Origin of the sequence: Paenibacillus sp. tmac-D7 (genome assembly GCF_006519665.1) — a bacterium.
GTDB classification, from domain to species: domain Bacteria; phylum Bacillota; class Bacilli; order Paenibacillales; family NBRC-103111; genus Paenibacillus_G; species Paenibacillus_G validus.
Genome location: NZ_VIDW01000052.1, coordinates 18,172 through 29,621 on the forward strand (window position 1 = coordinate 18,172; position 11,450 = coordinate 29,621).

The window sequence follows — 11,450 nt, forward strand, 5'->3', positions numbered from 1 at the left end:
AAGTCTCGGCATCTCAAGAAATGCTACGTGGAGTAAATCTCGGGCTTTAAAATGCCGACATAAGGCAAATTGCGGTACTTCTCCGCATAATCGAGGCCGTATCCGACAACGAATGCATCAGGGATGACAAAGCCTTTATAGTCTGCGTCCAAATCGGCCGTTCTACGCGCAGGCTTGTCAAAAAGTGCCGCGATGGTGATCGAGAGCGCATTGCGCCGTTCCAGCACGTCGATCAAGTAGCTAAGCGTCAAGCCGCTGTCGATGATGTCTTCAACGATGAGTACGTGGCGGCCTTCGACGGAGATATCCAGGTCTTTAATAATCTTGACGACTCCCGACGATTTGGTGGAATGTCCATAACTGGATACGGCCATAAAATCGATTTCGAGAGGGATCGTAATATTTTTAACCAGATCCGACATGAAAATAAACGCACCTTTCAGCACGCAAATGACGAGCGGATTCCGGCCTTCAAAATCTCGACTGATAATCTCTCCCATTTCCTTCACTTTGTCTTGAATTTGTTGCTCGCTGTACAGGATTTCTTGAACGTCGTTTTGCAAGAGAGGTCCTCCTACTGTTAGTTAAAATCGCATTGCCATTCGATATGCAGCTTGCGCCTGCCGTCCTCGCGGACTAAAGCCTGCGCCGATCTTCTCACGCCCGGCAGCCACAGAATTCGTCCTTCGGCATCGGTCACAACCGGTGTACGCTCCCGCAGGTAAGGCGGTACTTTCGCATCGATGAACATATCTTTCACTTTTTTCGAACCGTTTAACCCAAGCGGCGACATCCGGTCACCGGTTTGGCGGCTTCGAACCGATAAAGGAAAGGACATGTCCATAACGTCGAACACCGCTTCGCGGACGCCCAGGACTGACGGCATCGGGTCATCCGGCTCCAGCCAGCGAAACACCATCCGCGCGCCGGTTTCGGGTATGAATAACTCGGTCTGTCCCTCGCTTACATGGTAAGCGTACGGGGGGGGTGGTAACACCATCCTATGTATCATGACACGATCATATTCCCTGCGAAACGTGAGACGGGAATCGACATCCATGCGAACGCTTCCGGCCTTCGTCTGAAGGACGGCGTTCCGTAGTTGTTCGATCTGATGATAATCGACGGAATCCGGGTCCAGCGCAAGATAACTTAATATTAGTTTAATCAACCGCCTTTGTAAAGCGACGTGAACCCCGCCGAACCATTGGGCCGACCAAGCAACGGAACCGTTTTCTGCGTTCACAAATTGTTCGAAAAGCGCTCTCGTTTGCTGCGTGAGCAAGTCGTCCTCTTCCGCCGCCAATATCGCCAGACGGTTTAACGACTCGGGCAGCCGATCCTGGTAACGCGAAAGATACGGCAGTACCTCCAATCGGATTTGATTACGGAAATACTTCGTCTCCAGGTTGCTGCTGTCCGTTCTGAAGGTTAACCCGCGCTGCTCGCAGTACCGAATAAGCTCGGCCTTATATATACGTAACAAGGGCCGAACAAGTTCCAAATCTTCCGTCTCGGATCTCCGCAGCGGAATACCCGCCAAGCCGGAAGGGCCCGTACCGCGAAGCAGACGCATAAGCACCGTCTCGGCCTGATCGTCGGCGTGATGGGCCAATGCGATCCGCCCTGCCCCCGCTTCACGCGCAGCCTCGCGCAGGAAAGCATAGCGGAGTGCTCTGGCAGCGGCTTGCGCATTCGCCTTCGTTCCCGCCAAATAGCCGGGCATGTCCAGCACCTTCAAGTAAAAAGGCAGCCGTAACGAAGCGGCCAGCTCTCTCACGAACTCCGCTTCTTCGTCCGCCTCCCGTCCTCGAAACCCATGATTGACATGGGCCACCGATAACCGCCAACGATGGCGTTCGGATAACGCAAAAAGGAGATGCAGCAGCGCCACGGAATCGGGACCGCCCGATACCGCTACCACTACTCCGTCCCCCGCTTCAAGAAGCGACTCTTCATCAATGAATCGCTCCACCGTGGACATTAACGACCAAGCTGCATCCATACTGAATTTCCTTCCTTCTCTCCTTGGGCATGACTCAATGCAGCGAAAAATAGACGGCTGCCGCGAACAACATCAAGGATGCGGCAAAGCAAGCTTTAATCCATGCGCCGTGCTTATTCCGCTTGGTGACCGGCCGCGCAGCGAGCATGCTTTTGGCCCGCCAATCCGCAAGCGCCTGCTTAGACGTTTCGTATCGTCCGGTCAGCGCCTTGCGCAAAATCGGCTCCACGGAAGCAAGCGACTTGTTCGCCTTCAGCAGGTCGAGCAGCATGTCTACGGTGCGGTTCTGCGGAAGCATGGAAGCCGCTCTCGCAAACGTACGCTCGCGGTCGGCCACACCCAGCATTAACGCAGCGAACGAGAACAAATCATAGGCTTCGCTTGCCACCCGGGAACCGCCGCCCCAATACCCGCGGTCAAATACCTCCGTAAACTGTTTGACGGCACGCCCTTTGGCCGTGACGCCTCCGAAGTCGATTAACTCGACGTCACCGTATTCCGTTATGAGCATGTTCTCCGGCTTCAAGTCGCCGAACACGTAACCGCCTGCATGTAATTCGGTCAGCTTGCGCAGCAGATTGAGACCGATCAAATAAATCCACTCAATCCCTTTATCGCGAATAAAATCGTTTAACGATTTTCCTTTAATATATCGCATCACGCTGAACGGATAATCGACTCCGCTCCAGCAGAAATCGTCCGCTTCCAGCCAAAGCTGTTGAAACGAAGAGGCAGATTTCGACAACGCTTGTAACGCATTCACTTCGGATTGATGATCCAATGAATCGAAGCCCATCTTTAGGGCGAACTGCTGTTTGCCGCGGCGAACCAAATACACCTTGCCGTTGGCGCCTTCTCCGAGCAAGCGTTCGACTTGATACTGGTTCTTGTTCCATTTGCCTTGTATAACGGTTCCCGCCGCAAATGAGGGTTCAAACGATGTAGTCACTCCAGATCCCTTCCTCACGCGATCTTCCAAGACCGGTGATGTCGTGTACCTCCGACTTGGTCTCGTACCCATACTGTGTATCCCCGGTATTCCCGGCTACAAAATGAACGACTTTTAATAAGGCGGGCCCTGTGGGCGTCGTTCCCCTCATGTTTAATTTATAGAACAACCTGTTCAAATTTGCAAGATCGCGCGTCCAACCGAGGTCCATTTCGACCTCTTGGTCGCCTGATAGATTCGCCGGGAAGTGAAAGACGGATAACAAACTTTCGCCGGCCCGCGACTGCAGGCTGAGCTGCAAATCGTAAATCGCCTCTTTCACCGCCTGCAGCTTCGGCTTCATGCTCGCGCTCGCGTCGATCAGCAGTGCGACTTTCAGATCGGCTTTCTCCGACCAATCGTCGATCACGCGCACAACCTCGGAGCGTTCGTTCGGCGGCAGCGCTTCGAGCTTATCGTGTCCAAGGATGCTCCGCAGCTCAGCCCCGACAGCTTGCTGAACTGTCTGCACAACCGTTTTACGCGTCATCATCTGAACGGTTTGGGACAATTGGGCCGGTTTCACCAAGCGGCTGATCCCCCCGCCGGCCTGGGCAATCTCATGAATCTCGACGGCGCCGAGGTCGCCGATCTCCCCGGTGTCCGCAATGCCGACTACATGCACGACAATGCCTTCCGCCTTGGCATGGGCCGCGGCGATGACCGGGCTTATGCCGACATTCGAGCAGCCGTCCGTAATCAATATAATTTGTTTCATGTCGATCCCTCCTTTATATTATTCTTATTTTTTCCATTCGAGAGAATTCTAAACTGGTTTATATGCAGAAAACCGCTGGAGCAGCGAGGCTCCAGCGGTTTAGTTCGATATAGCACCACTCCTTAACTGACCGTCCTCGGACGTTCGATCCGCTCCATTCCCGGCGTCCGGAAGGTCGCCCACTCCGGCCTGAACTTATCGACGCGCGCGACCACCACCGTCATGTCGTCATAAATCTCCCCATGATGGTAACGCACGACCCGTTCGAGCAGGATGTCCGCGAATTCCTGCGGATGATCGGCGTCGATCTCGGTGATCATCCGTTTCATCCAGAGCTCCTTATTCACCGCGTGCCCCGGCGCATCGTAGATCCCGTCGGTCATCATGATTAAAATATCGCCGTGTTTCAGCGGCACGCTGACCAAGTCCACGTCGATCTCTTGCAAGATGCCGACCGGCAAATTGTTGGCGGTCACCGGAAACACCTCGCTGCCGCGTTTAATGAAGCTGGGGGTCGAACCGATTTTCATAAACGTCGTGTTGGCGCTGTACTGATCGATCAGCGCAACGTCGACCGTCGCGAACACTTCATCGGACGAACGAAGCATCAGCACAGAGTTAACCGATTTGATAGCGAGCTTCTCGTCCATGCCGGATTGCAGCAGCTGCTGCAGGATCGACAGCGCCGCGCTGCTCTCCGCCCGCGCCCGCTCTCCGTTGCCCATCCCGTCGCTGAGCGCTACCGCGAACTTTCCGTTGCCCAGCTCGATCGTGCTGAAGCTGTCCCCGGACAGGAGGTCGCCCCCCTTGGCCGCCCCCGCAATTCCGGTCTCCACCTCGTACTCTTTCGCCGATCCGAACAACACCGTGCTGTACCCGTCCTTCCGGTCAAGCGCCTGCTCGTTCTTCACGGCGATATGCTCGCCCACGATTTCCGACAGCAGCGGCGCGATAATTTTACGGCACTCATCAAACCCGCGCGTGTATTGATGGATGATTTCGATCTCGACATTGCCCTCATCCAAGCTGATAATGTCGATGCTGTGAATGGCCAGCCCGAGTTCTTCCAGAGCGCTTCGAATTTGCTCCTCTTGCATGAATAACTCTTGGCCTTCCCGCTTGATTTCCTTCGCCAGGTCCTCCATCACCTGGGAGACGCCGGACAACTGTTCAGCTACCAATTGACGGCTGTCGAGAATTTGTTTCTTCCAATGCTGATCGTTCTTATATAAATGGTATTGCTGCAGCATCACTTCGAGCACCTGGTCCGGTTTGACGCATATTTTCTTCCATCCCGGCTGAATATCCTTCCGTGTCATCGTCTCGCGCAGCTCGACCTCGGTCATCATGTCCGTCATATATTTATAGGTGTGGTAAAAACGTTCGTCCCAGCACTGCGTCCGCTTCCAGCAGGCGGAGCACGACTTCTCCGCGACGGAGTTCATGAAGTGGCCCACCTCCTCTTCTTTGCGCATCGGCTGGGTGTCCACGGTAATTTGTTTAAAGCTTCGGGACAACTGACGGAACACTTCGGAGAACTGCTCCACGCGATGCGCCGTCACATCGCGCACCCGCCTCGCGTAATCCTGCTGCGACTTGAGATTCTCCTGCGTACCCGGCACATATTTGGCCAAGGTTTGAATGACGCCTTTGGGGGTAAGAAGGAATAAAGCTACGGCAGCCACCGACTCCCAGGTCGAGCTCATAATATCGGCCTGGTTTCCGAGATACACCGATAAGATCGACGAGCCGAGCAGCATGCCGAACGCAACGGCCATTCTATTGCCTTCCTTCAATAGACCGGCCAGCATGCCGGCGAAGGCAAGCAAGCTCATCTGGTAGATTGCGCTGGAATTGGCCAAGCTGAGGATCAGTCCGGTCACGACACCCACCGAAGCTCCGAGCGGAGCTCCTCCGACGAGCGCAAACAGCAGAATCAGGTAACGCGACAACACATGCTCCAGCGTCATCGGGCCCGCAATCCAACCGACCGTTCCCGTCATCACCGAAGCGAGCAAGATGATTAAACAAATAACCTCCTCGTTTTTTAAACTGTAGTTTTTACGCGTTAACGTAAAGACAGGCACCGCTTGCAAAAATATATGGGTCAAAATCAGGCTTAACAACGCCCCTACCCCGGTCATCATCAGCGTATACCAGCTAAGATTCTCCGACGCGAGGTGGGAGAACAGCCGTACGAAAAACGTAGTGGCAAACACCATTGCCGGCGCATAAGAGATGTCGGAGCGCTGGAAACGCTCGACGCCTTTTTGCAGCAGGAGGAACACGACCATCTCCGCGATCAGGTAGCCGGTATGCATCGGCTCCACCGAAAACAAACTCCCTCCCGCTATAAAAACTGCCGTCCACACGAGCAGCTCCCGCCGCAAAAAATACATGACGGCAAAAAAGGCGACCCCGAACGGTGCCAACTGATCGAGGATCATCGCCCGTCCGAGCAGAAATGCCATGAACAAGAGTAGAATCGACCATTTCCTTGCGACGACGGCTTGTACGAGCCGGTTCTCCACAAAAACGCCTTTTACCGAGTCGCCCATCCGCCGCATGCCATCCGAACCTGCTGAACTCATTCGTTGAAATATTTGCCTTTTTTGCATAATTGTTTAACACCACCCATATACTATTAGTGTTACTTAGTATATAGCGTGTCCAGCAGAAAGTTTGTCAGAATGAGGTAGTCCAGCCGATGTTTTTTCCGACAAAATGAGGGCACTTGCGAAACATGAAAGAAACATGTGTCAAACAGAATTGCAAGCGCTTACAATAACGTATGTTCGGTTTAACGTCACGATTTGTTCGGTTTTGTTCGTCCACGTATCGGCGGTATTTACAGGAGGACCTGTCGATTTGCGGGGACGGAAATGAAGATACGACAAAAGTAGTCCCGCTTTGCGAATGGGATGACGGCATGACAGAATAAGACCCCGGGAGCGATCAACGCTTCCAGGGTCTTATTGTTTCTATAGCGGCAGAGGGGATCGAACCCCCGACCTTACGGGTATGAACCGTACGCTCTAGCCAGCTGAGCTATGCCGCCGCAACAAGCATGAGTATATAATAGTCAGGAAGCGCTTGTCAAGCGTTACAGGCTGCGAGTTGTTGGAAGTTGCATGCAAAAAAGCTGCCCGCGCCTGATCCTGCACGAACAGCTTTGATTATTTTAGAAGTAGGCTTCAGTTAATCCCGACGCGCACCGCGTCCGCCGCGCTTGCCCTCGGTATTCTTTTTGAGGGAAGAAATGCGGTCTTCGCTGTCTTTCAGGAAACGCGCCATTTTGTCTTCAAAGGTAAGTCGATTTACGGGAGGCTTACCGCCACGTCCCCCACGGTCGCCCCGATCGCCACGGTTAAAACCGCCACGGTCGCCACCGCCGCCGCCACCTTGTCTTTCGAAACGAGCGGGTCTTGTCGGAGGAGCGGCATCTACCGGTCGATCCACCGCTTGCTTGATGGACAGCCCGATCTTGCCGTCTTTGTCGACATTAATCACTTTCACGGTGACGATATCGCTCAGCTTAAGATGATCGTTGACATCTTTAACGTAGTTGTCCGCGATCTCCGAGATATGCACCAGTCCGGTAACTCCCTCGGATAGCTCAACGAACGCCCCAAAGTGAGTAATGCCCGTTACTTTGCCTTGCAGCTTGCTGCCCACTTCAATTGCCATAAAGTAAACTGTTCCTCCCTTAAATAGTTAAAAAACGAATAGAAAATGAAGCTACGCCGATTATAACGTACGCATCTCATACGGTCAACAAGGGTATGCGCAAAACGGGCATCCTACTTTTTGGCAGTTTGCGGCGTATAAAACAACGTCTCTCCCTCTTTTACATATTGTAGCTCTTTCCGGATGATTTGTTCCACGTATTCCGGATCGTTCAGTCTCGTAATCTCGCGCTGCGCATCGCTTTGAGCTTGCTTCGTTTCGTCCAGCTTCTGCTGCAGCATGCTCACTTTGTCCTTCCGATCGTTGATCTTTTCGGTTTGATTCCAGAGCGTGATGCCGGCCCAACTCAGAAAGCAAGTGAGAATCAGCATCACCAAGCGGCGCCGACGAATCGAGCCCTTATTATGGAGTTGCGGATGAGTTGCTTTAGAGACTGCCTGCAAGGTTCGAATCCTCCTAAATCGATCAAAAGAACCGGCGAACGAAGTTCGCTACGCTTTGACCCGTAGTCTTCACCCATGCGGGAAGCGGAAACCGAATCCACCTTCCAAGCGGCCTGAAGAGCCATAGCAGCATTTTCCACACAGGGTATACTAATTGTAACATAATTTTATAAAGGAAAATAGCGGTTGCAAGCAAAAATCCTAAAATGATCACAGTCAATCGATAGAGTCCGATTAACGGCTTGACTACAAGCAGCATGAACATGCTCCGCACTATTCTTGCCGTCGCCACCACGACGCGGATGGTAAACTTAATTACCCGTATCACCGTCCGGCTAAACAGCAAAAAGTAAATGATAATGCCGATGCCCAGACCCAGAAATATGAACGGGCGAACTTCCCCCCAATTGCTCTCGTACAGCAGCTTAAACACGATCAAGGTACCGATGAACCAGTACGCCAGATCCAAGACGGCTTTCAACCAAGCAGGCGCTTTCAGCTGGCCAGAAAGCACCCTGTATACGTCGAACAATCCGCCTAACGATAATCCGCCCGCACACATCATGCCGAGCGTTATGAATTGAATTTGTAACGTCACTTAAACAGCTTGCCCCACAGCCCTTTGGATTTGCCCTGCGCGTTTCCGTCCAAATAGGCCAGCTCGTTCACGTATCCTTCGATCGCCACCAAACCTTGATCCAGGCTCAAGTTTTTGATGTGCAAATTTTGACCCCTGATCATTAAATACCCGCTGTCCGTTTCAAGCAGAAACTCCTCGCTGTCGAAGCTCTCCACGTTCAAGACGCCGGATACTTCGAGCAGCTTCCGGTTTAACATCTTGATTTCCTGCCGTTTGACTTTGCCCGGTTGCTCTAACATGGGTTCGTCCCCCTCCTGAACGCTTTGGACGTACGCTTCCGTACACAAAGCTTGTTTACTATAAACGTATGGAGGGTGGACGAGGTTTAGAACCTATGAACGGATGGAATCCGCCGGTTCCCGGCAGTCCGGTACCCGTCATGCAAAAAAAAGAGCCGGTCCCTGTCGTTTCCGACAAGGGACAGCCCTTTAACGAACACCGCTGTGAAACCGCCCGTTATAAAAATGAATCCGTTTCCTGCGCATTTCTTTCTTCCTTCAGCAGGGTGTACATCTTGGCCGCATCTTCCTTACGGGTCGATTCGGACAACAGTTCCACCCGTACGGTGACCAGCTTTTGGCCGAATTGAACGGTAAGCTCGTCGCCTACCTTCACCGTGCTGCTCGGTTTCGCTTCCCGGCCGTTGATCCAGACGCGTCCTTGTTCGGATACGTCCTTCGCGACCGTGCGCCGCTTAATCAGACGGGACAGCTTCAGAAACTTGTCAAGACGCATTACTTCACCGCTTCTTTAAGTTTGTTGCCGGCTTTGAACGCCGGAACTTTGGATTCCGGAATGGAGATTTCTACACCTGTTTGCGGGTTACGGCCCGTGCGGCCGGAACGCTTGCGAGTTTCGAATGTGCCGAAACCGATCAATTGTACTTTCTCGCCGCCTGCGAGCGCATCGGTTACTTCACCGAGGAAACTGTTCAAGACGGATTCAACATCTTTTTTGGTCAGTCCGCTTTTCTCTGCAATGCTATTGATCAAATCTGTTTTGTTCATGGTTTCTAAATCCTCCTCATAAAAATAACGCTGAACTTAATATTCTTTGCCCATCAGGGAAATCCTGCTAGACCGCTTATTTTTTCAGAACTTTTTTTGCTTCCTGCCATAAGTCTTCCATCTCTTGTAAATCAGTTTGGTCAAATGTTTTGCCTTTTAAACGAAGCTGCGATTCAATATAACCGAAGCGCGTCCGGAATTTACGATTGGCATCCGCCATCGCTTCTTCCGGCTCCACTTTGAGGAATCGGGCAAGGTTCACGACGGCGAACAGCAAGTCGCCGAGTTCCTCCTGCTGCTCCGTTCTCGTATATTCGCGAATCGCTTCCTTCACTTCCTCGAGCTCCGATTCGACGATCGGGAGCACTTCCTCCAGCGTCTTCCAGTCGAAGCCGACTTCCGCCGCTTTCTTCTGCAGCTTGTACGCCTTCAATAAACCGGGCAGATCGTTCGGAACGCCGGACAATACGGATTGCTGCGCCGGATCGATGCCCTTCTTGCGCTTCTCCTCGGCTTTGATCTGCTGCCAATTGCCGAGCGCTTCTTCCGCATTCTCGGCATCCAGCGTGCCGAACACGTGCGGATGACGGCGGATCAGCTTTTCGTTCAATTCCGCGATAACGTCGAAGACGGTGAATGAACCTTCATCCGCTTCGATTTGCGCATGGAGCATAACCTGCAGCAGCAGGTCTCCGAGTTCTTCGCGCAGGTGGTCCGGGTCGTCCTCATCGATCGTCTCCAGCACCTCGTAGGCTTCTTCAATAAGATTTCGCCGCAGCGACTTGTGGGTCTGCTCGCGATCCCACGGGCAGCCCTCCGGACTGCGGAGAATCTCCACGATTTCATGCAAACGGCTGAACGTGCGGCTGTGAACGTCTTCGCGTTCCGTGCGCGGCACCCAAACGAGCGACAGATTGCCGAAGCCTTCGATGCGGTCGAGCTCATACAGCGGCACCTCCCGCACCCGTTCTTCCCCGGCGACGCCGAGCGCATGGCCGACTGTAACCATGTAATCGTCGGGGTACAGCTCCATCAGCGTCAGCTTGACGTCCGATGCCGTGAACGTGTCGTACACTTGTCCGATGAGCGTATGCAGCTGCGGATTCAAGCTGTATCTGGACAGCGAGGTGGCGTCCAGCAGTTGAAAGCCCTCGATCGGGTCGAAGCCGAGCCGCATGAACGCTTGGTCGAGAAAGCTCTCGCCGCCCATCATGGTCAGCAGCACGCCTTCGCTGGAGCAACGTTCGCGGAGCAGCTGCACGGTCCGCTCCGCCACCATCGGATGACCGGGCACCGCGTACACGATTTCGCCGGCAGTCGTTTGCTGCGATTGGGCGATAAGCTCGGAGGCGATCGTTTCATACACTTCATCGAATCCCGCATTCGCTTCGTAGATGTGATCGAACGATTCGTATCGAATGTGGTGATGATCCAGCAGCGCGACCATCGGGTGCTCCTTGGTGCGCAAGTACAACGCACCGCCGCGGTTGCCGACGGCTTCGAGCTTGCGCCAGACGCCGAGCGTCAGCTGGTTTTCGTCGCCGGTTCCGAGGCCGACGATGGTAATTTGCGGTTGAGCGGTCATTATCGCTGATCCCTCCTTGGTTGGGCGCGGCCGCGCGAACAGCTCGCCGGCCGCGTAAGTATGTAGAACGAGTGCGTACGCCCCGTGAACGTGCGAGTTTGCGTGGGGCGCAAGGGCGGCACGGCGATAAAGAGCAAAGCCGGGGCAGCGCGTGGCACCAATGCGCAAAAGCCCGGGGCACCGCGTGCGGCGGGCAGCGCATGGAGCCATTGCGCAGAAGCCGGGGCTCGGCTTGGGCCGGGCAGCGCGTGGAGCGCAAGTGCAAAAGCCCGGGGCTCGCGCTACCGCACCAGGCGCCAGCGCCGCAGCAGCGCAAGCGGTTTGCCGCGCAAGCGCGGGACGAGCGCGAGATCCTGCGCGGTGACGACGCGCAAGTA

12 protein-coding genes and 1 tRNA gene are annotated in these 11,450 nt (G+C 54.0%); all 13 read right to left on the reverse strand.

Translation table 11 applies throughout. The features are described from left to right. Nucleotides 1-23: 23 nt before the first annotated feature. The 13 genes from hpt to yabN all read right to left on the reverse strand — a co-directional run bounded on the left by hpt (nt 24) and on the right by yabN (nt 11,073). Nucleotides 24-563: a hypoxanthine phosphoribosyltransferase gene (gene hpt, locus FKP33_RS23260; protein WP_127610072.1), complete on the reverse strand. Its 540-nt coding sequence runs from the start codon at nt 561-563 to the stop codon at nt 24-26. 17 nt (nt 564-580) lie between these two features. Beyond that, nucleotides 581-2,005 (reverse strand): tRNA lysidine(34) synthetase TilS, encoded by a 1,425-nt coding sequence (gene tilS / locus FKP33_RS23265; RefSeq protein ID WP_127610070.1) that lies wholly within the window; start codon nt 2,003-2,005, stop codon nt 581-583. Between the two features lie 34 nt (nt 2,006-2,039). Continuing rightward, nucleotides 2,040-2,954 (reverse strand): protein kinase domain-containing protein, encoded by a 915-nt coding sequence (locus FKP33_RS23270; protein WP_054797897.1) that lies wholly within the window; start codon nt 2,952-2,954, stop codon nt 2,040-2,042. Continuing rightward, nucleotides 2,938-3,711, reverse strand: a complete 774-nt coding sequence (locus FKP33_RS23275) for a vWA domain-containing protein (RefSeq protein WP_127610096.1) — start codon at nt 3,709-3,711, stop codon at nt 2,938-2,940. The genes FKP33_RS23270 and FKP33_RS23275 overlap by 17 nt, the downstream gene beginning before the upstream one ends. A 122-nt stretch (nt 3,712-3,833) precedes the next feature. Beyond that, nucleotides 3,834-6,278 (reverse strand): stage II sporulation protein E, encoded by a 2,445-nt coding sequence (spoIIE, locus tag FKP33_RS23280; RefSeq protein WP_373423942.1) that lies wholly within the window; start codon nt 6,276-6,278, stop codon nt 3,834-3,836. Between the two features lie 417 nt (nt 6,279-6,695). Further along, nucleotides 6,696-6,769, reverse strand: a tRNA-Met gene (locus FKP33_RS23285). 140 nt (nt 6,770-6,909) lie between these two features. After that, nucleotides 6,910-7,398, reverse strand: coding sequence for a S1 domain-containing RNA-binding protein (locus FKP33_RS23290; protein WP_054800161.1), 489 nt, complete (start codon nt 7,396-7,398; stop codon nt 6,910-6,912). Nucleotides 7,399-7,511: 113 nt separating this feature from the next. Then, nucleotides 7,512-7,841, reverse strand: a complete 330-nt coding sequence (locus FKP33_RS23295) for an FtsB family cell division protein (RefSeq protein ID WP_054797896.1) — start codon at nt 7,839-7,841, stop codon at nt 7,512-7,514. Between the two features lie 22 nt (nt 7,842-7,863). Further along, complete coding sequence (yabQ, locus tag FKP33_RS23300) at nt 7,864-8,439, reverse strand: spore cortex biosynthesis protein YabQ (protein ID WP_127610734.1); 576 nt, start codon at nt 8,437-8,439, stop codon at nt 7,864-7,866. Further along, nucleotides 8,436-8,720 (reverse strand): sporulation protein YabP, encoded by a 285-nt coding sequence (gene yabP, locus FKP33_RS23305; RefSeq protein ID WP_054797895.1) that lies wholly within the window; start codon nt 8,718-8,720, stop codon nt 8,436-8,438. The genes yabQ and yabP overlap by 4 nt, the downstream gene beginning before the upstream one ends. A gap of 217 nt (nt 8,721-8,937) precedes the next feature. Next, on the reverse strand, nt 8,938-9,216 hold the full coding sequence (locus FKP33_RS23310) for an RNA-binding S4 domain-containing protein (protein WP_054797894.1): 279 nt from the start codon (nt 9,214-9,216) through the stop codon (nt 8,938-8,940). Further along, entirely contained in the window at nt 9,216-9,488 is a 273-nt protein-coding gene (locus FKP33_RS23315; protein WP_127610736.1) for an HU family DNA-binding protein, read from the reverse strand. Before FKP33_RS23315 ends, FKP33_RS23310 begins: the two co-directional genes overlap by 1 nt. 76 nt (nt 9,489-9,564) lie before the next feature. Beyond that, nucleotides 9,565-11,073, reverse strand: coding sequence for a bifunctional methyltransferase/pyrophosphohydrolase YabN (yabN, locus tag FKP33_RS23320; protein WP_141336474.1), 1,509 nt, complete (start codon nt 11,071-11,073; stop codon nt 9,565-9,567). Nucleotides 11,074-11,450 lie beyond the last annotated feature (377 nt).